The organism is Prescottella agglutinans (assembly GCF_004011865.1).
Lineage (GTDB): Bacteria > Actinomycetota > Actinomycetes > Mycobacteriales > Mycobacteriaceae > Prescottella > Prescottella agglutinans.
This window is the reverse complement of record NZ_RKLP01000004.1, coordinates 76,333-95,321: the sequence shown is the minus strand read 5'-3', so window position 1 is coordinate 95,321 and position 18,989 is coordinate 76,333. Positions and strand designations below refer to the sequence as shown.

The window sequence follows — 18,989 nt, the reverse complement described above, 5'->3', positions numbered from 1 at the left end:
TCGGGGGTCGTAGCCGGACATCGTGCCGGACCCGAGCGGCCGGTAGCCCCGTCAGCGAAGCAAGGAGTGGGACCAACTGTGCGAAGCCTGTGGCGAGGTGCGATGTGAGCGCTGAACCCGGAAGTGTCGAACGTGCACCTGCTCCCACCGGCTCCCTCCGAGCGTGGCAGCGCCGTGCTCTGACGAAGTACCTGGCGACCAAGCCGAGGGATTTCCTCGCGGTCGCGACGCCCGGCGCCGGCAAGACCACATTCGCGCTCCGGGTCGCGTCCGAGTTGCTGCGGGACCGCACGGTGGACCAGGTCACCGTCGTGGCACCGACCGAGCACCTCAAGCACCAGTGGGCCGAGTCGGCGGCGCGGATCGGCATCGCGCTGGACTCGAACTTCTCGAACTCCACGGGGCAGACGTCGTCGGACTACCACGGTGTCGTCGTCACGTACGCCCAGGTCGCGTCGCACCCGTTCAAGCACCGGGCCCGCACCGAGGCCCGCCGCACGCTCGTCATCCTGGACGAGATCCACCACGGCGGCGACGCGAAGAGCTGGGGTGACGCGATCCGCGAGGCGTATGGCGACGCCACCCGTCGACTCGCCCTGACCGGAACCCCGTTCCGCAGCGACGACAGCCCGATCCCGTTCGTGACGTACGAACCCGACAACGAGGGCCACCAGCGCTCGAAGGCGGACCACACGTACGGCTACTCCGACGCCCTCGCCGACAGCGTCGTCCGCCCGGTCGTGTTCCTGGCGTACTCGGGCGAGGCGCGGTGGCGCAACAGCGCGGGCGAGGAGTTCGCCGCGCGCCTCGGTGAGCCGCTCAGCGCCGAGCAGACCGCGCGGGCGTGGCGCACCGCCCTGGACCCCGCGGGCGACTGGATCCCGTCGGTGCTCACGGCGGCGAACACCCGCCTCGGGCAGTTGCGCTCCGGCGGCATGCCCGATGCGGGCGGGCTGGTGATCGCCACCGACCAGACCGTGGCCCGCGCCTACGCCAAGCAGCTCGAGGCGATCACCGGCGAGGCGCCGGCCCTGATCCTGTCCGACGACCCGACCGCGTCGAAGCGCATCGCGGAGTTCTCCAACAGCACCCAGGCCTGGATGGTCGCGGTGCGCATGGTGTCCGAGGGCGTCGACGTGCCGCGGCTCGCCGTCGGCGTCTACGCCACGAGCGCCTCGACACCGCTGTTCTTCGCGCAGGCCATCGGGCGTTTCGTGCGTCTGCGGACGAAGGGCGAGACGGCGAGTGTGTTCCTGCCGTCGGTCCCGGTCCTCCTGGACCTCGCGAGTCAGCTCGAGGCGCAGCGCGACCACATCCTCGGCAAGCCGCACCGCGAGAAGGACGGTCTCGACGACGATCTGCTCGCGGACGCGAACAAGCAGAAGGACGAACCGGGCGAGGAGGAGAAGGCGTTCGTCTCGCTGGGCGCCGACGCCGAACTCGACCAGGTGATCTACGACGGCTCGTCCTTCGGCACCGCGACGTTCTCCGGATCCGACGAGGAGGCCGACTATCTCGGGCTTCCCGGTCTGCTCGACGCCGATCAGATGCGGGCGCTGCTGCGGCAGCGACAGCAGAAGCAGCTCGACAAGCCGGCCGCCGAGCCCGCGGCGGTGCCGGCCCCCGCGCCGCAGATCGTGACCGAGCGTGTCGCCGCCGCCGGCCAGTTGGCGAACCTGCGACGTGAGCTCAACTCCCTCGTCGCGATGCACCACCACCGGACCGGCAAGCCGCACGGGGTCATCCACGGCGAACTGCGCCGGGAGTGCGGCGGCCCGCCCACCGCGATCGCCACTGTGGAGCAGCTCACCGATCGCATCGCGATGCTGCGCCAGTGGTAGTCCGGTCGGGGGCCCGGACGCGCTCGGACGGGCTCTCGAAACGCCGAAGCGGGCGACCACCGTGGTGGTCGCCCGCTTCGGGAACTGGGGACGGACGGTAGTCCGCCCGGAGGGCTGACGCGTCAGATCGGCGCCGCAGATGAATCCGAATCGCTCACGATGGTCGCGTTCATCTCACGAAGACGATCGGCATGCTCGTTGGCGTGATGCTGGCAGAAGAGAAGCTCTCCTCCGCTCGCGAGCACGGCGCGCACGCGGGCTCCTGCGCTGCACCGGTCGCACCGGTCGGCAGCGGTCAACGGGGGGCTGGTCAGGGTTCCGGGCATGACTCCTCCGAACTGGCTGCGGGCTCGCACCCGCTGCCTGGGGTCTTCCGCCGCGTCGGGGGTGACGCGGTAGGTCCACTCTGTCAGACGTTCGACTTGATCGGGTTGTTCCCGATAGGCCCTCGGTGTGTTCTCTCTAACAGGAATCGTCCTGAACTCGGACAATGCGATTCGGGAGGGTCCGGTGTTCGCTGACAGCTGAGCGTCGACCTAGTGTGTCGGGGCGACGACCGGCCGAAAAGGAGCACCGATGACCGATTCCCGGCAGGTGCTGGTGCACATGTGCACGCGCGACGAATGGGCGGACGCGCAGCGCGCCGGGCAGCGGGTGCCGGACGGATTCGCCGCCGACGGATTCGTGCACCTGTCGACGCCCGCGCAGGTCCACCTGCCCGCCAACCGCTTGTTCGCGGGCCGCCGCGACCTGGTGCTCCTTCGTCTGGATCCGGGCCGGCTCGACGCCGAGGTCCGCTGGGAGCCCGGGGTCCCGTCCGACCCCGCGTCGATGCGGTTCCCGCACCTGTACGGTCCGCTGCCGGTGGCGGCCGTCGTCGAGGTGGCCAACTACCTGCCCGATGCCGCCGGGGTGTTTCCGCCGATCGTGTGACACGTAGGCCGGGAGAGCGGGTGTTCGTGGTCCGACGTCGGAGCGTGGCGCTACCGTTGAGCCATGAACGTGGAAGTGACACCGCTGCCCGGTATCGGAGTCCGAAAGGACTTCGCGCTGGCGACGGGTCGACGCATCGGGGTGGTCACCCACCGCGACGGCCGCACCGATCTCATCGTCTCCAAGATCGACGACCCCGACGCCTGCATGGCGTCGATCCCGCTCGAATCGGACGAGGCGTCGGTGCTGGCGAACCTGCTCGGCGCCCCGCAGCTCGTCGCGCAGTTGCGAGAGGAGCACCGGGACCTGCCCGGCATCAGCACCCGCCAGCTGCCGATCACCGAGAACTCGCCGTGGGACGGCCGGACTCTCGGCGAGACCGCGATGCGCACCCGCACCGGCGTCTCCGTCGTCGCCGTCATGCGCGCCGGTCAGGTGGCGCCGTCACCGAACCCCGACTTCACATTCACCGAGGGTGACCTCCTGGTCGCGGTCGGGACCCAGGAGGGCCTCGACCACGCCGCGAAGATCCTCGCGCACGGCTGATCGCGGCACGATCGACGCGATGACTGGCACTGCACTGGCACTCGTCGAACTCGGCGCTGTCTTCTTCACACTCGGGGTACTCGGTCGGCTGGCCGGGCGCATCGGCATGTCGCCGATCCCGCTGTACCTGATCGGCGGCCTGTGCTTCGGCCAGGGCGGCTTCATCCAACTCGGCGACATCGGCGAGTTCAGCCATCTCGCGAGCGAGATCGGCGTCGTCCTGCTGCTGTTGCTGCTGGGCCTGGAGTACACCGCGTCCGAACTCGTGACCGGCCTGAAGAGGTCGTGGTTCGCCGGCGTCGTCGACCTCGCGCTGAACGCGGCGCCCGGCGCGATCCTGGCGTTCATGCTCGGGTGGGGTCCGGTCGGGGCGCTGACACTCGGTGGCGTCACCTACATCTCGTCGTCCGGCATCGTCGCGAAGGTGCTCGGCGATCTCGGTCGGCTCGGTAACCGCGAAACCCCGGTGATCCTGTCGATCCTCGTCTTCGAGGATCTCGCGATGGCGGTGTACCTGCCGATCCTCACCGCGGTGCTCGCGGGCGTGAGCTTCCTGGGCGGGCTCCAGGCGGTGGCCATCTCGTTCGTGGTCATCACCGTCGTGCTCGTCGTCGCCCTGCGCTACGGCAGCGTCGTCTCCGCGATCGTGGACAGCACCGACCGCGAGGTGTTCCTGCTCAAACTGCTCGGCGCGGCACTGCTCGTCGCCGGCTTCGCCTCGTCGCTGCAGGTGTCCGCGGCGGTCGGCGCGTTCCTGCTCGGTATCGCGATCTCCGGATCGACCGCACGGAACGCGACGCGACTGCTGGAGCCGCTGCGGGACCTGTTCGCGGCGATGTTCTTCGTCGTCTTCGGACTCAACACCGATCCGACGACCATCCCACCGGTGCTGCTGCCCGCGATCGGCCTGGCGGTCGTCACGACCGCCACCAAGGTGCTCACCGGATGGTGGGCCGCGGGACGGCAGGGCGTCGGTGTGATGGGCCGCGCCCGCGCGGGTGCCGCGTTGATCGCCCGCGGCGAGTTCTCGATCGTCATCGCCGGACTCGCCGTGTCCGCCGGCGCGGTCGAGGGGGAGTTGGCGGCGCTGGCCACCGCCTACGTGCTCCTGATGGCGGTCCTGGGGCCGGTCGGCGCCCGCGTCGCCGAACCGCTCGTCCGGCTGTTCCAGCCGCCCCGACCGAAAGAGGAAGGGGCCCCGAAGGACCCCTTCCTCACGAACTGACCGTACGAGCCCTGACTATGCCCGATCAATCGTCACTGACTGCACTGTGCAGAAACGAGAACTGCGCCCCGACCGGCATCATCGCAGGTCGGGGCGCAGTTAACGTCTCGGGCTAGTCCAGGTAGTCGCGCAGCACCTGCGAACGCGACGGGTGGCGCAGCTTCGACATCGTCTTCGATTCGATCTGGCGGATGCGCTCGCGCGTCACGCCGTAGACCTGGCCGATCTCGTCTAAAGTCCGCGGCTGGCCGTCGGTCAGGCCGAAGCGCAGACGCACCACGCCGGCCTCGCGCTCGGACAGCGTCTCGAGCACCGACTGCAGCTGATCCTGCAGCAGGGTGAAGCTGACCGCGTCGACGGCCACCACGGCCTCGGAATCCTCGATGAAGTCGCCGAGCTGGCTGTCGCCCTCGTCGCCGATCGTCTGGTCCAGGGAGATGGGTTCACGCGCGTACTGCTGGATCTCCAGCACCTTCTCCGGCGTGATGTCCATTTCCTTCGCGAGCTCCTCCGGCGTGGGCTCGCGGCCCAGGTCCTGCAGCAGCTCGCGCTGGATACGACCCAGCTTGTTGATGACCTCGACCATGTGGACCGGGATGCGGATCGTGCGGGCCTGGTCGGCCATCGCACGCGTGATCGCCTGCCGGATCCACCACGTGGCGTACGTCGAGAACTTGTAGCCCTTGGTGTAGTCGAACTTCTCGACCGCGCGGATGAGGCCCAGGTTGCCTTCCTGGATCAGGTCCAGGAACGCCATGCCGCGGCCGGTGTAGCGCTTGGCCAGCGAGACGACCAGACGCAGGTTCGCCTCGAGGAGGTGATTCTTCGCGCGGTTGCCGTCGCGGGTGATCCAGTTCAGGTTCCGGCGATCGGCGGGGGAGGGCTTCTCGCCCTTCTCGGCCATCTCCGTCATCTTGAAGGTGGCGAACAGGCCCGCCTCGATGCGCTTGGCAAGTTCGACCTCCTCCTCGGCGTTGAGCAGTGCGACCTTGCCGATCTGCTTGAGGTACGCGCGCACCGAGTCGGCGGACGCGGTGAGCTCGGCGTCCTTGCGGGCCTGACGGAGAGCCTCGGACTCCTCCTCGTCCCAGACGAAGTCGCCCGACGCCTTGTCCTTCTCGGACGGCTCGGCGGTCTCTTCCTCGTCCTCCTCGACCTCTTCGACGACAACTTCCTCGTCGACCAGTTCGCCGTCGGCGACGTCGAGATCGGCCATGTCGATGTCGTCGTCCTCGACGATGTCGTCGCCGGCCTTGGCGGCCTTGCTGGTGGCCTTCTTGGTGGTCTTCTTCGCGGCCGTCTTCTTGGCGGCGGCCTTCTTTGCAGGTGCCTTCTTGGCAGCGGCCTTCTTCGCAGGCGCCTTCTTGGCGGCGGCCTTCTTCGCAGGGGCCTTCTTGGCGGCGGGCGCGCTACCGGTAGTCGCCTCGGCAGTGGATGCAGGAGTCGCTGACTCGGGGGTGGAATCGGCGGTCTGACGCGTATCGGTGGCTGCCACGTACGCCCTTTCGTGACGGTGTCGTGCGGCGTCACGCCAGAGTGGATTTTCCGGCGGAGAGGTCTGTCGGGTTTTCGCCGACTCACAGTCGGCCGCCATCCATTGTAACGACAGCTTCGAAATTGTTACGGAGCGATGCCCGTTTCCTGGCGGTTCGCCGCGGACAGCGCCGCGCCGACGATGCCCGCAGTGTTGAGCAACGCGGCCGGAACGACCGGTGTCCGGTTCTCCAGCCGGGGAATCCACTTCTCGTGCTTCCGGCTGATCCCGCCGCCGGCGATGAACAGGTCGGGCCACAGCAGGTCCTCGAACCGGCACAGGACCCGCGTCACCTCGGCCGCCCACTCCTTGTACGACAGTCCCTCGGTGTCCTTGACTGACGACGCCGCCCGGTGCTCGGCCTCCCGCCCGTCGACCTCCATGTGTCCGAGCTCGGTGTTCGGGAGAAGGACGCCGTCGTGGATGATCGCGGACCCGATGCCCGTCCCGAAGGTCAGCAGCACGACGACGCCGTCGACGTCCTTGCCCGCCCCGTAGCGGTCCTCGGCGAGTCCGGCGGCGTCGGCGTCGTTGAGGACCGTGACGTCGCGTCCGCCGAGTGCGCGCGAGAACAGCGCGCGGGCGTCGGTCCCGATCCACGACTTGTCGATGTTCGCTGCCGTCCGCGCGATTCCCGACGTGACCACACTCGGCAGCGTGATGCCGACCGGTCCCTCCCATCGGGCCCGGGCGACGATTTCCGCCACCGTCGCCGCGACCGCGTCGGGGGTCGCGGGATGCGGCGTCTCGATCTTGATCCGATCCTCGACCAGTTCACCGGTGGCGAGGTCGACGATCGCACCCTTGATGCCGCTGCCGCCGACGTCCACACCGAACCCGAGCGCTCCCACAATCGGCTCCTTCCGCGAGATGACAGTCTGCGCCGAAACAGTAGTTGGTTTCGGGCCGTTCAGCTTTTCGATACTGCTGGTGTGGGGTCGTCCGGGTGTGGTGCGATACAGGCATGCGTGCCACTGACATCCCCGCTTCCGACCATTCCACCTCCACCGACCCGCGTGTGCTCCGCGATATCGCGGTCACCGTCGCGGAAGCGGCCGCCGCTCTCGTCCGGGCGCGGCGCCCGGAGGTGTTCGGGGTCATGGGTGCCGAGTTGCACGCCACCGACGGCGGGTCCGTGCAGGCCAAGAGCACTCCTACCGACCCGGTGACCGTCGTGGACACCGAGGCCGAGCACCTCATCCGCGCCCGGCTTGCCGAACTCCGCCCGCACGACGCCATCCTGGGCGAGGAGGGCGGCGGGGAGGTCGGTGTCGAGGGCACCCGCTGGGTCGTCGATCCGATCGACGGAACCGTGAACTTCCTGTACGGCATCCCCGCCTACTCGGTCTCGGTCGCCGCCCAGATCGACGGCGTCTCCGTCGCGGGGGCGGTCGTCGACGTCGCCGGCGGCGTCACCTACTCCGCGGTCGTGGGTGGCGGCGCGACGTTCACCGACGCGAACGGCGGTGCCGGGGTGCTCTCGTGCAATCCGGTCACCGACGCGTCCTTCACCTTGCTCGCGACCGGGTTCGGTTACAGCGCGCCGCGTCGCCGCGCGCAGGGCCGGATCATCGGCGAGGTGCTCCCGCACGTGCGCGACATCCGACGGGTCGGTTCGGCGGCCCTCGATCTGTGCATGGTGGCGTCGGGGCGGGTGGACGCGCACTTCGAGCACGGACTGAACCCGTGGGACTGGGCGGCGGGTGCCCTCATTGCCACCGAAGCCGGTGCCCGTGTCCACCTGCCCGCCCCCGACACGCGCAGCGCCGCAGGCGAGGTCGTGGTCGCGATGGCGCCGGGGATCGCGGACGAACTGGAGTCGGTGTTCCGGTCGGCGGGCGTGTTCGACCCGGTTCCGTGAGTCCGGGCGCGCTCAGCAGCGCGCGGTCCGGGCCGCGCTGAGCAGGCCCGGATCCAGCGGTGCGGGAGTGGCGCCGGGAAGCGGGTCCTTGAGGGCGTTGAGCACTTCCTCGGCGTCCGCGTTGGGCGTGACGTTCTTCGCGAAGTAGGTGCCCAGCGCGAGGTCGACGGTGTCGTCGGTGCGGCCGTCCTGGATCAGTTCGGCGCACGGCGCCAACAGCCAGAGCGCACTGGCGGCGGACAACCCGTTCGGTCCGAATCGAAGCTGGCCGTGGCACTGCAGGTTCTGGTCCACGTACACCGGGTCGTTCCCGACCTGGACGTCGGGGGCGCTCGCGAATCCATAGTCGCGTAGCTCGTTGGCGACCTCGGCGGCCTGGCCGCGTTCGCCGTTCGCGTTGTAGACGCGGACCTTGGTCGCCGACAGCGGCGCCGGTTCGACCTCGAGGAGGGTGTTGCGGCTCACCTTCTCGCCGAGCGGCTGCGGCATCGGTGCGTCGGGAGACTTCGGCTTCACCGGGGGATTGCAGTCGACCGTGGTCGCGTAGACCTCGGGTTCCGTGAGGATGCGTGTCCACAGCACGACCCCGAGGAGTGCCAGGACGGAGATGAGCGCGATCACCGGGATTGCGCGGCGGCGACGGAACGGGCGGCCTTGGTCGTCGGTCGATCTGCCATCGGTGATCAGTGAAACCACGGTGTGTCGACCTCTCCGTTGCCGAACGTGCGGCGGTGATCCGCAGGAAAAGAGTTGGTGTGGTTCCGGCCACGCCTGTCTTGCCGCCGCCGTACCGCAGCCAACTCTAGATCCCCGGCTGATCACCGTCGCGCACATGGCCCGTCCAGGAATGTCTCGGGTTGCTGTGCGGTTGGTGACGATTGACGGACAGTTTCCGGCAGTGTCCGGTTCGGTTGCCACTTTTCCTGACGCGTCGGCTATTGTCTGGCGGCCCCAGTCGTGAGAACACACGATTTCGAGAGGGTCCGGACGGAATCGAGAGTGAGGTGTAGGTCATGTTTTCCGGAGGGTGTTTCGGGCACTTCCGGGTGACCTGAGGCGTTGTTACAGCCGCAGGAATGGATCTACATCACTGTCGGTTCCCCTTGGATCGCCGCGACCGATCGGTTTCGGTGGCCCGGGCACCGGGGATACACGCAAGAGGACGAGGGGAAGAGGAAATGGCAACCGACTACGACGCACCCAGGCGATCGGAAACTGACGAGGTTTCCGAGGATTCGCTCGAAGAACTGAAGGCACGACGCAACGAGGCGCAGTCGGCGGTCGTCGACGTGGACGAGTCCGATACCGCGGAGTCGTTCGAACTCCCCGGCGCGGACCTCTCCGGCGAGGAACTGTCGGTGCGGGTGGTGCCCAAGCAGGCGGACGAGTTCACCTGCTCGAGCTGCTTCCTGGTTCACCACCGCAGCCGCCTCGCGAGCGAGGAGAACGGCGTCATGATCTGCATGGACTGCGCCGCCTGACCCGTCAGGGCAGAACCGGACTAGCCCTTCGGGGCAGTCCCACGGCCGATGGCGGCCAGCAGTTCGGCTGGCCGCCTCGTGCTGACCAACCAGTAGGGCGTGGGGTCTTCGGGATCGTCGAGGACGATCAGGGCGGTGTCCTTGATCCACGACCGATTCTGGACGAAGGCCGCCGGATCCAGCTGACGGCCCATCGCCGCGCTCTTCGCGGACGGCGGGATGGCCGCCGTGCGCGAGATGACGGACAGCGGCAGGTGCGCTCGGCCGACCCTGAGCTCGGCGCCGGGGCCGTCGAAGACCTCGACCCGGTGCCTGGAGACCCACAGCAGGGCCCAGACCGGGAACGGGAACAGTAGGACGTACGGAAGCCAGGCGCGGACACCCGGGGACCCCATGTGGATCTCCGCGGCGAGCAGGCCGGCGATGAGCAACCCGGCGGGCCACCACCACAGCGGAACCCACAGGCGCTCCGAATAGATCGGCACTCGGGTGCTGTCGGGCGTGGTCGCGGCGGGCTGAGACGATTCGGACACGTATTCCAGAGTAGTCTCGGTGCACGTGAGCGATCTTCCTGCCATCGCGCTGAAGCGACTGGACCCCGGTATCCCGCTGCCGCGTCGGGCCCACGACGGTGACGCCGGCGTCGACCTGTGCACCACCACCGACGTGACGATCGAGCCCGGTCGTCGGGTCCTGGTCGGTACCGGCATCGCGATCGCGCTGCCGATCGGCACGGTCGGCCTCATCCATCCACGTTCCGGACTGGCCGCCAAGGCCGGTCTGTCCGTCGTGAACACGCCCGGCACGATCGACGCCGGCTACCGCGGCGAGATCAAGGTCTGCCTGATCAATCACGACCTCGAGACCCCGATCGAATTGCGCCGCGGCGACCGCATCGCGCAGCTCGTGGTGCAGCGGGTCGAACTCGTCGACTTCGTGGAGGTCGATTCCCTCGACGAAACCGTCCGTGGCACAGGCGGTTACGGATCGAGTGGGGGACATGCGAGCCTGGTGACGCACAATGCCGATCAGGATTTCGACGGTACGGAAGGCCGCCCGCACGAGTTGACGAGGCTGCCGAGGGAAGGGGCCTGATCTCATGTTCGGACGTCGCAAGAACAAGGACGCAGCCGCCGCGGACGACGCGGCGCACGTCGACATCGAATACGGCACCGACGAAGACTTCTACGAAGAGGACTTCTACGAGGACTACGAGTTCGACGGTTCCGTCGGGGCGGTCGACGCCGGCCCGTTCGACTCGACCGATCTCGCCGAGGGCGAGGAACCGGCGGCAACGCGGCTCGACCTCGGTTCGGTCCTGCTCCCGATGCCCGACGGCGCCCAGCTCCAGGTCGAGATGTCGCCGGAGGGCACGCCGCAGGCCGTCCACCTGGTGACCCAGTTCGGTCGGGTGACCGTGTCCGCGTATGCCGCGCCGAAGTCGCCAGGCCAGTGGCGCGAGGTGGCGTCGGAGCTCGCCGAGTCGCTGCGGGGCGACAACGCCGAGGTCAGTATCGAGAGCGGGCCGTGGGGCCGTGAGGTGATCGGGGTCACCCCGAACGCGGATCTCCGATTCATCGGCGTGGACGGGCCGCGCTGGATGATCCGCTGTGTCGTCGCCGGACCCTCCGGCAACGTGGCGGCCGGTTCGCCGCTGGTCGAGATCGCCCGCGACGTCCTGCGCGACACGGTCGTCAACCGTGGCAGTGATCCGCATCCGGTGCGGACCCCGCTGCCGGTCGTGCTGCCGCAGGTCCTCGTCGAGCAGCTCGTGGCCGTCCAGCAGCAGCAGCTCGCAGCCCAGCAGCAGGCGGTCCAGGAGCAGCTTGCAGCGCAGCAGCAAGCCCAGCAGCAGGCGACGCAACCGCAGGTCCAGCAGCAGCCGGCGCAACCGCGGGCCCAGCAGCAGCCGGCACAACCGCAGGCTCCGCAGCAGCCGGGCCCGGAGGGGCAGCCGGGTAACGGGTCCGAGCCGCCGCGCCGCGGCGAGTCGGGATCCGCGATGCAGCAGCTCGGACTCTAGCCACCGGGCTCAGGCGATCCGGTCGAGCGCGCCGAGGCACGCTCGGCCGAGGGCGCCCGGGTCGTCCCCGACCTCCTCGAGCGTCAGCTCGGTCAACTCGGCGTTCGGCAGCGTCGCCGCCCACTCCTTGGCGACCGTGAAGGGGTGGACGGCGTCGTCGACCGCGGCGGCGATGCCCACCGGGGCCTGGATGTGCGCGAGTGTCTGCGCGTCCGGCGCGTGGTAGCCGGCCGCCTCCTCGAGTGCCGACGGCAGATGCGGCCATTGGGCCCGCCACGAGCGCGTGAGTTCGTCGGCGAGCCACGGCGGGCTGGACGCGGTCATCTCCGCCGTCACCGCATCCAAGCCGTGGGCGCGCAACTGCGACGCGGTGAAGGTTGCGCTGGCGGCGGCCGGTGCGTGCGTCGGCGAGCCCGTCCAGGCGGGCAGCGCCGCGAGGACCGCGTCCACCCGGCCGGGGTTCACGGACGCCCACTCCAGCGCGACGGCGGCACCGATCGACACGCCGCCGACCAGGATCCGGCCGTGCGCGTCCGCGGCCCGGTCCATCGCCTCCCGGTAGCTGTCGACGACCCTCCGCGGGTCCGGCTCCACGGCGATCGTCCGCACTCCCACCTGCGTCAATGCGGAACGGAAGGCGCGATCGGCGAAGTCCGCGTCGGAGCCGGTGCCGGGGAGGACGACGGCCACTGCGGGCCACGTACGTTGTTGCATGAGTCGATCTTGCACTGCCGTGTCCCGGCCCGTGCCACACGGCTGTGGTTGTCAGGTCACTTTGGGGTTACAGTGGCCAACGAGGGCCCGACTACGGGCCCTCGTAGAAGCCTTATCGTGCGGCGCAAGACCTGCGCCGCCTTTGTCCAGGAGCGCGCTATGGCCCCCGCCGCGGCAGGTTACTTTCGCCGGCTGACTCGCAGACTCACGGAAGATCTCGAGCAGCTGGACGCCGAGGAAATGGTTGAGACCGCGCAGGCATCGGGTGCGAAGCGCGCCTGTGACTGCTCGCGCGGTGAGGAGGTCACGATCCTCGGACGCCTGCGCAGCGTCGAGGCGTGTCCCAAGTCCGCGAACGCATCCGTCCAGGCCGAGTTCTTCGACGGAACCGATCCCGTCACGCTGGTCTGGATCGGTCGCCGACGCATCCCCGGTATCGAGCCGGGCAAGACGCTGATGGTGCGTGGACGCATCGGCGATCGCGCCGGTCAGAAGGTCATCTTCAACCCGTACTACGAACTCCGCGGCGATTCGTGATCGGTGCTTCCCTCGCGGCGGCGACGGCTCACCGGCGAGCAGCGAGGGGCCACCGTCCGATCGGCCTTGACGGCATGCCGTCGGAGTATGGCAATCTCGTCGAGTGACCGAAACGAAGCAGCAGACGATCCTCGAACAGCTCGGTGGACTGAGTGGGCTGGTCTACTCGTCGCTGCCGGTCGTCGCCTTCGTTCCCGCGAACAGCCTGTGGGGGCTCGGACCGGCCGTGTGGATCGCGCTGGGCGTGGCCGCCGCCATCCTCGTGTGGCGCATCGTCCGGCGCGGAGCCATCCAGCCCGCGATCTCGGGTTTCCTCGGTGTCGGCGTCTGCGCGTTCATCGCCTATCGCACCGGTGATGCGAAGGGCTACTTCCTCTTCGGCATCTACACGAGCCTGCTGTACGCGGCGGTCTTCGTCGTCTCGATCCTCGTGCGGTGGCCCCTCGTCGGCGTCATCTGGGGGTACCTGAACGGACACAAGAACGCGTGGCGGGCCCACAAGGGCGCGGTGCGCGCCTACGACATCGCGACCGTCGCGTGGGCGTTGGTGTTCGGGGCCCGCTATCTGGTCCAGTCCGAGCTCTACGACGCCGACCAGACGGGGTGGCTGGCGGCTGCCCGCATCGGCATGGGGTGGCCGCTCACCGGACTGGTGTTGCTGGTGACGGTGTGGGCGGTCCGCCGTGCGGATCGGATCGTCGAGCCGGCACCGGCCCCCGCGGACCTCGAACAGATCGAGGGGGCCGCGGAGCGCACGGCGGACCGGCCCGAATCAGATGTCGATCGCGGCGCGTAGCTCGTCTTCGACCTCGACCGCGGCGACGAACAGCAGCTCGTCGCCGCCTTCGACCGGATCGTCCGGCTGCGGGACGATCACGCGCCCACCCCGGATGATGGTGACCAGCGCCGCATCTCGCGGCAACCGGATCTTGCGGACCGGCTTGCCCGCGAGCGCGGTGTCGTCGGGCAAGGTGATCTCGACGAGATTCGCCTGACCCTGGCGGAACGTCATCAGCCGCACCAGATCGCCCACGGTGACGGCCTCCTCGACGAGCGAGGCCAGCATCCGGGGGGTGGACACCGCGACGTCCACGCCCCAGGACTCGTCGAACAGCCACTCGTTGCGCGGATCGTTGACGCGGGCCACGACTCGACCCACACCGAACTCGGTCTTCGCGAGCAGGCTCACCACGATGTTCGCCTTGTCGTCGCCGGTCGCGGCGATCACGACGTCGTAGCTCTCCAACTGGGCGGCCTCGAGCAGGCTCAGCTCGCACGCGTCGGCGTGCACCCACTCGGCCTGGGGGATCACGTCGGGTTCGACGTGTTCGAGCTTGCGTTCGAGCAGCATGACGTGATGGTCGCTGCGGACGAGTTCACGGGCGATGGAGCGGCCTACGGCGCCGGCTCCTGCGATGGCCACTCTCATCGGAGGCATCCAATCGGGTAGTCGATCGAGAAGGGGGTCATGACCGGGGCGATGTCAGTCGTCGGACGGGGGCGGGTTCCCCGCGAGCGCGACGGCCTCGGCGACGGTCCCGGACACGGCGGCGACGTACACCTGGTCCTGGGACTGGATCACGGTCTTGCGGTCCGGGAGGATTCCGGTCCCGAACCGGATGATGAACGAGACCCGCGACGACGTCGCGGCCTCGAGTTCGGTGACGTTGCGGCCGACCCAGTCCTCGTGCAGGGACAGTTCGGTGACCACGACCGTGCCCGACGGATCGCGCCACTTCGCCATCTGATCGTCCTGTGCGAGCGCGAGCATGAAGCGGTCGGTGGTCCACGGCACCGTCGCGATGGTCGGGATTCCGAGGCGCTCGTAGACCGCGGCGCGCTTGGCGTCGTAGATGCGTGCGACGACCCGTTCGACGCCGAACGTCTCGCGCGCGACACGCGCGGAGATAATGTTCGAGTTGTCGCCCGAGGACACGGCGGCGAACGCCTGTGCGTGCTCGATTCCGGCTCGAACCAGTACGTCTCGGTCGAAGCCCATGCCGACGACGGTCTTGCCGGTGAAATCCGGTCCGAGGCGGAGGAATGCGCTCGCGTCGCGGTCGATGACCGCGACCTCGTGGCCGATCCGGCTCAGTGCGGTAGCGAGGGAGGAGCCGACCCGGCCGCATCCCATGACGACTACGTACACCCGTCACTCCGTTCATTGCTCAGCGGCCGACGGTGTGCCGTCGGCATCGAGTCGAACCGTACAGCGCCTGAGGGGAAGAGCAAGCAGCCACCGCCGAACCGGCGGACGGTCCCGACGGCGGTGGGCCGGGAAACGCTGTCGGAGGCGCCCTGATGTCGTGTATCGCCGAGGACGGCTTACGCTTTGTCGGTGTCGAAGCTTTCCACCGCTGCGAAGCGGCTGATTTTGGGGCGACCGTTCCGAAGCGACAAACTCGGACACACGCTTCTCCCCAAGCGGATCGCGCTACCCGTCTTCGCCTCGGACGCGATGTCGTCGGTGGCCTATGCGCCCGAAGAAATCTATCTCGTGCTGTCGGTCGCGGGCATTTCCGCGTACGCCTTCGCGCCGTGGATCGGCCTGGCCGTCGCGCTGGTGATGGCGGTGGTCGTCGCGAGCTACCGGCAGAACGTGCACGCGTATCCGTCCGGTGGCGGTGACTATGAGGTCGCGACCGTCAACCTGGGGCCGAACGCCGGTCTGACCGTCGGCAGTGCGCTGATGGTCGACTACGTCCTGACGGTGGCGGTCTCGATCTCCTCGGCCGCGTCGAACATCGGGTCCGCGGTTCCGTTCGTGGCCGAGCACAAGGTGCTGTTCGCGATCGCGGCGATCGTGCTGCTGACCGCGATCAACCTGCGCGGCATCCGGGAGTCCGGGTCGGCGTTCGCGATTCCGACATACGCGTTCATCGTCGGCATGATGGTGATGCTCGTGTGGGGATTCGTCCGCATCTACGTCTTCGGTGACGACGTCCACGCCGAGTCCGCCGGGTTCACCCTCAACGCGGAGGACGCACAGCTGCACGGCATCGCGTTCGCGTTCCTCATCGCGCGCGCGTTCTCCTCCGGTTGTGCGGCACTGACCGGTGTCGAGGCGATCAGCAATGGTGTGCCCGCCTTCCGCAAGCCCAAGTCGCGGAACGCCGCCACGACGCTGCTGCTGCTCGGTACCTTCGCGATCACGCTGCTGATGGGCATCATCATCCTGGCCCAGAAGATCGGCGTCGTGTACGCGCACGATCCGGCGGCGCAGCTGGGCGGCGCGCCCGAGGGCTACCAGCAGAAGACGCTCATCGCGCAGCTTGCCGAGGCGGTGTTCTCCGGATTCCCGATCGGCTTCTACTTCATCGCGACCGTCACCGCGCTCATCCTGGTGCTGGCCGCGAACACGGCGTTCAACGGGTTCCCGGTGCTCGGGTCGGTCCTCGCGCAGGACCGCTACCTGCCGCGCCAGCTGCACACCCGGGGCGACCGCCTCGCGTTCAGCAACGGCATCCTGTTCCTGTCGGGTGCGGCCATCGCGTTCGTCGTCGTGTTCGGCGCCGAGGTCACCAAGCTGATCCAGCTGTACATCGTGGGCGTGTTCGTCTCGTTCGTGCTGAGCCAGACCGGCATGATCCGGCACTGGACGCGGCACCTGAAGGCGGAGACCGATCCCGCGCAGCGCGCGCGGATGAAGCGTTCCCGGGTGATCAACTCGATCGGTCTGGCGATGACCGGTGCCGTGCTGGTCATCGTCCTGCTCACCAAGTTCGCGGCGGGCGCCTGGATCGCGATCGTCGCGATGATCGCCATCTTCGTGGTGATGAAGTCGATCCGCCGCCACTACGACAGCGTCGCGGCCGAACTCGACGAGCAGGAATGGGACGGTGTCCTGCCGAGCCGGACACACTCGATCGTGCTCGTGTCGAAGATGCACATGCCGACGATGCGCGCGCTCGCCTACGCGCGGGCCACCCGCCCGGACACCCTCGAGGCCGTCACGGTCAACGTCGACGAGCCGGATACCCGGGCCCTGGTCCGGGAGTGGGAGAGCAGCGACATCACGGTGCCGCTCAAGGTGATCGAGTCGCCGTACCGCGAGATCACCAAGCCGGTGCTCGACTACGTGCGCCGGATCAGGCGGGATTCGCCGCGCGACGTCGTGACGGTGTTCATCCCCGAGTACGTCGTCGGTCACTGGTGGGAGCAGTTGCTGCACAACCAGAGCGCGCTGCGCCTCAAGAGCCGGCTGCTGTTCCAGCCCGGTGTGATGGTCACGAGCGTGCCGTGGCAGCTCAGTTCGTCGGAGAAGGTCAAGCGGGAGCGCGTGGACAACGCGCCGGGCGCGATCCGTCGCGGTTTCGATGTGGAAGGCAAGTGACCGGCAGGTGAGTGAGAACTGGACCGGACGTCGGCTCGAGGTCGAGCTGGGCAACCCCGGCCACGGCGGGTTCTGCGTCGCCCGGCACGAGGGCCGGGTGCTGTTCGTCCGGCACGGGCTTCCGGGCGAGAAGGTGATCGCCCACGTCACCGAGGACCGCGGTGGATCGTTCTGCCGGGCCGATGCCGTCGAGATCCTCGAGGGGTCCCCCGACCGGATTGCGCCGCTGTGCCCGATCTCGGGACCGGGGGGTGCCGGGTGCTGTGACTACTCGCACGCCACCCTCGACGCGCAGCGGCGGATGAAGTCCGCCGTCGTCATCGAGCAGCTGCGCCGGATCGCGGGTGTCGACCTGGACGTTGCCGTCGAGGAGCTGCCCGGCACCGGCGACGGCACGGGATGGCGCAGCCGGGTGCGGCTGGCGGTGGACGTGGCAACGGGACGCCCCGGCTTCCATCGCTTCCGCAGCCTCGACATCGAGACCTTCCTGGCCTGCCCGCAGATCGATCCGGCCGCCTACGCCGGGCTGGCCGAGCGGTCGTGGCATCCGGGTGCGGAGGTCCAACTCGTGCTGGACGCGGCGGGTGAGCGGCACGTCGTCGAGATCGCGCCGCCCAAGGTGTCGCGCACGGGCCGGCGCAGCCCTGGCCGACGCGGCGCGACGGCGCGCCGGGCGGCGTCGGCGGGCAGCCGCGCTGAGCACGTCGTGATCGGTTCGGGTCGGCCCGTCGAACGGGTCGGCGACCGGGCGTGGACGCTGTCGGCGACGGGCTTCTGGCAGGCGCACCGCGGTGCCGCCGCGACGTACTCGTCGGTCGTGGGGGAGTGGGCGCGGGCGTCGGCCGGCGCGAACGTGTGGGACCTCTACGGCGGCGTCGGTGTGTTCGCGGCCGCGCTGGCCGACCAGGTGGGCCCGCTCGGCCGGGTCGACTCGGTGGAGTTCTCGCGGCAGGCCGTGGCCGACGGCGGCGCGGCGCTGCAGGACCTGCCGCAGGTGTACCTGCATGCGGCCCGCGTCGAGCGGGCGCTGCACGACCTGCCCGCCCCGGAGGTCGTGGTCCTGGATCCGCCTCGCGCGGGGGCGGGCCGGGACGTCGTGGCCGCCGTGACGGCGGCCGGCCCGCAGCGGATCGTGCACATCGGGTGCGATCCCGCCTCGTTCGCGCGTGACGTCGCGCTCTACCGCGAGCACGGCTTCCGGCTCGCCGAGGTGCGCGCGTTCGACGCGTTCCCGCTCACGCATCACGTGGAGAGCCTCGCGTTGCTCACGCGCTGAGCGCGGTTCCGAGTGTGCCTCGACACACCCGGCCACTCCGATGTTCGCGTTTGTGCTGTTCAGGACCCTCGAAGTGTGGTATGTCGGATTTGTGAAGTAATTGCTTGACGCACGCAACTATGCGTATCGTTGCGTTCTGCAAGTAATTCAAGGTCTATTCGAGGATTCGGGGTATCCGATGGCTGTTCAGGCCGATACCGCGCAGGCCCTGGTCGACGCCATCTTTCTCTTCGGCCGCTCGTTGAAGAACGCGATCGCAAGTGCGGCGGACGACCCGATCGCGCCGGCGCTCGTCGCGGTACTCGTGGCGCTGTCGGCCCGTGGCTCGTGCCGACAGAACGAGCTCGCGTCCGTTCTGTGCGTGAGCCAATCGGCGCTCAGTCGGCAGATGACCGAACTGGTCGATGCCGGACTGGTCGAGAGACAGCCGGACCCGGACGACAAACGGGCATTCCGTGTCCAGGTCTCGGAGCAAGGGCACAAGGCGCTGCGGGCCACCAAGGAGATCAGGTCAGCGCGTCTACGGGACATGCTGAGCGGGTGGAGTCAGGACGAGGCGGCGGTCGCGTTGACCACGATCGAACGTCTCACCGACTCGCTCACCGCGCGCTCCGAATCCTCGCATCTAGCAGCCGATCAATGTGGGAGAGCACTTCGATGACGACATCAGTGGGGGAGAGCCGGG

The 18,989-nt window shown here is 68.8% G+C and carries 21 protein-coding genes; 13 read left to right on the top strand and 8 right to left on the bottom strand.

Annotated features, from left to right (window positions below; translation table 11 throughout):
• Nucleotides 1-104: 104 nt before the first annotated feature.
• On the top strand, nucleotides 105-1,841 hold the full coding sequence (locus EGT67_RS09355; protein ID WP_127915797.1) for a DEAD/DEAH box helicase: 1,737 nt from the start codon (nucleotides 105-107) through the stop codon (nucleotides 1,839-1,841).
• A 122-nt stretch (nucleotides 1,842-1,963) separates the two neighbouring features.
• Here the strand turns inward: EGT67_RS09355 and EGT67_RS09350 are convergent, their stop codons facing one another.
• Nucleotides 1,964-2,167, bottom strand: a complete 204-nt coding sequence (locus EGT67_RS09350; protein WP_127915796.1) for a DUF7455 domain-containing protein — start codon at nucleotides 2,165-2,167, stop codon at nucleotides 1,964-1,966.
• 250 nt (nucleotides 2,168-2,417) lie between these two features.
• Between EGT67_RS09350 and EGT67_RS09345 the strand changes: the two genes are divergently transcribed.
• The 3 genes from EGT67_RS09345 (at nucleotide 2,418) to EGT67_RS09335 (ending at nucleotide 4,545) form a co-directional block, all read left to right on the top strand.
• A complete protein-coding gene (locus tag EGT67_RS09345) occupies nucleotides 2,418-2,774 on the top strand; it encodes a DUF952 domain-containing protein (RefSeq protein ID WP_127915795.1) in 357 nt (118 codons plus the stop codon).
• A gap of 63 nt (nucleotides 2,775-2,837) precedes the next feature.
• Nucleotides 2,838-3,320, top strand: coding sequence for a cation:proton antiporter regulatory subunit (locus EGT67_RS09340; protein WP_127915794.1), 483 nt, complete (start codon nucleotides 2,838-2,840; stop codon nucleotides 3,318-3,320).
• Nucleotides 3,321-3,339: 19 nt separating this feature from the next.
• Nucleotides 3,340-4,545 carry a cation:proton antiporter gene (locus EGT67_RS09335; RefSeq protein ID WP_127915793.1) on the top strand — a complete coding sequence of 402 codons (1,206 nt, stop codon included), beginning with the start codon at nucleotides 3,340-3,342 and terminating at the stop codon, nucleotides 4,543-4,545.
• Nucleotides 4,546-4,657: 112 nt separating this feature from the next.
• Here EGT67_RS09335 and EGT67_RS09330 read toward each other — a convergent pair whose 3' ends face one another.
• Both EGT67_RS09330 and ppgK read right to left on the bottom strand, forming a co-directional pair.
• Entirely contained in the window at nucleotides 4,658-6,139 is a 1,482-nt protein-coding gene (locus EGT67_RS09330; protein WP_206612330.1) for an RNA polymerase sigma factor, read from the bottom strand.
• A gap of 26 nt (nucleotides 6,140-6,165) precedes the next feature.
• Nucleotides 6,166-6,930 carry a polyphosphate--glucose phosphotransferase gene (gene ppgK / locus EGT67_RS09325; protein WP_164877514.1) on the bottom strand — a complete coding sequence of 255 codons (765 nt, stop codon included), beginning with the start codon at nucleotides 6,928-6,930 and terminating at the stop codon, nucleotides 6,166-6,168.
• Nucleotides 6,931-7,043: 113 nt separating this feature from the next.
• Here ppgK and EGT67_RS09320 point away from each other — a divergent pair, with 113 nt between their 5' ends.
• Nucleotides 7,044-7,940 (top strand): inositol monophosphatase family protein, encoded by an 897-nt coding sequence (locus EGT67_RS09320; protein WP_127915791.1) that lies wholly within the window; start codon nucleotides 7,044-7,046, stop codon nucleotides 7,938-7,940.
• Nucleotides 7,941-7,952: 12 nt separating this feature from the next.
• Here EGT67_RS09320 and cei read toward each other — a convergent pair whose 3' ends face one another.
• On the bottom strand, nucleotides 7,953-8,636 hold the full coding sequence (cei, locus tag EGT67_RS09315; RefSeq protein WP_127915790.1) for an envelope integrity protein Cei: 684 nt from the start codon (nucleotides 8,634-8,636) through the stop codon (nucleotides 7,953-7,955).
• Nucleotides 8,637-9,118: 482 nt separating this feature from the next.
• On the opposite strand from cei, the gene EGT67_RS09310 reads away from it, so the two are divergent.
• On the top strand, nucleotides 9,119-9,421 hold the full coding sequence (locus EGT67_RS09310; RefSeq protein ID WP_031939713.1) for a DUF4193 domain-containing protein: 303 nt from the start codon (nucleotides 9,119-9,121) through the stop codon (nucleotides 9,419-9,421).
• Nucleotides 9,422-9,441: 20 nt separating this feature from the next.
• On the opposite strand, the gene EGT67_RS09305 is transcribed toward EGT67_RS09310, so the two are convergent.
• Nucleotides 9,442-9,954 carry a DUF3093 domain-containing protein gene (locus EGT67_RS09305; protein WP_127915789.1) on the bottom strand — a complete coding sequence of 171 codons (513 nt, stop codon included), beginning with the start codon at nucleotides 9,952-9,954 and terminating at the stop codon, nucleotides 9,442-9,444.
• Nucleotides 9,955-9,973: 19 nt separating this feature from the next.
• On the opposite strand from EGT67_RS09305, the gene dut reads away from it, so the two are divergent.
• Entirely contained in the window at nucleotides 9,974-10,516 is a 543-nt protein-coding gene (gene dut, locus EGT67_RS09300) for a dUTP diphosphatase (RefSeq protein WP_127915788.1), read from the top strand.
• Between the two features lie 4 nt (nucleotides 10,517-10,520).
• Nucleotides 10,521-11,444: a DUF3710 domain-containing protein gene (locus EGT67_RS09295; protein ID WP_127915787.1), complete on the top strand. Its 924-nt coding sequence runs from the start codon at nucleotides 10,521-10,523 to the stop codon at nucleotides 11,442-11,444.
• A 9-nt stretch (nucleotides 11,445-11,453) separates the two neighbouring features.
• Here EGT67_RS09295 and EGT67_RS09290 read toward each other — a convergent pair whose 3' ends face one another.
• Complete coding sequence (locus tag EGT67_RS09290) at nucleotides 11,454-12,158, bottom strand: alpha/beta fold hydrolase (RefSeq protein ID WP_127915786.1); 705 nt, start codon at nucleotides 12,156-12,158, stop codon at nucleotides 11,454-11,456.
• Between the two features lie 159 nt (nucleotides 12,159-12,317).
• Between EGT67_RS09290 and EGT67_RS09285 the strand changes: the two genes are divergently transcribed.
• Both EGT67_RS09285 and EGT67_RS09280 read left to right on the top strand, forming a co-directional pair.
• Nucleotides 12,318-12,695, top strand: coding sequence for an OB-fold nucleic acid binding domain-containing protein (locus EGT67_RS09285; RefSeq protein WP_127916057.1), 378 nt, complete (start codon nucleotides 12,318-12,320; stop codon nucleotides 12,693-12,695).
• 103 nt (nucleotides 12,696-12,798) lie between these two features.
• Entirely contained in the window at nucleotides 12,799-13,491 is a 693-nt protein-coding gene (locus tag EGT67_RS09280) for a DUF3159 domain-containing protein (RefSeq protein WP_127915785.1), read from the top strand.
• Here the strand turns inward: EGT67_RS09280 and EGT67_RS09275 are convergent.
• Together EGT67_RS09275 and EGT67_RS09270 are read right to left on the bottom strand one after the other, a co-directional pair.
• Nucleotides 13,468-14,124: a potassium channel family protein gene (locus EGT67_RS09275; protein ID WP_127915784.1), complete on the bottom strand. Its 657-nt coding sequence runs from the start codon at nucleotides 14,122-14,124 to the stop codon at nucleotides 13,468-13,470. The genes EGT67_RS09280 and EGT67_RS09275 overlap by 24 nt on opposite strands.
• A gap of 54 nt (nucleotides 14,125-14,178) precedes the next feature.
• Nucleotides 14,179-14,844 (bottom strand): potassium channel family protein, encoded by a 666-nt coding sequence (locus EGT67_RS09270; protein ID WP_127915783.1) that lies wholly within the window; start codon nucleotides 14,842-14,844, stop codon nucleotides 14,179-14,181.
• A gap of 189 nt (nucleotides 14,845-15,033) precedes the next feature.
• Between EGT67_RS09270 and EGT67_RS09265 the strand changes: the two genes are divergently transcribed.
• The 3 genes from EGT67_RS09265 (at nucleotide 15,034) to EGT67_RS09255 (ending at nucleotide 18,965) form a co-directional block, all read left to right on the top strand.
• On the top strand, nucleotides 15,034-17,028 hold the full coding sequence (locus tag EGT67_RS09265) for an APC family permease (protein ID WP_127915782.1): 1,995 nt from the start codon (nucleotides 15,034-15,036) through the stop codon (nucleotides 17,026-17,028).
• Nucleotides 17,029-17,035: 7 nt separating this feature from the next.
• On the top strand, nucleotides 17,036-18,304 hold the full coding sequence (locus tag EGT67_RS09260) for a class I SAM-dependent RNA methyltransferase (RefSeq protein WP_127915781.1): 1,269 nt from the start codon (nucleotides 17,036-17,038) through the stop codon (nucleotides 18,302-18,304).
• Between the two features lie 178 nt (nucleotides 18,305-18,482).
• Nucleotides 18,483-18,965, top strand: a complete 483-nt coding sequence (locus EGT67_RS09255) for a MarR family winged helix-turn-helix transcriptional regulator (protein ID WP_127915780.1) — start codon at nucleotides 18,483-18,485, stop codon at nucleotides 18,963-18,965.
• Nucleotides 18,966-18,989: the final 24 nt, after the last annotated feature.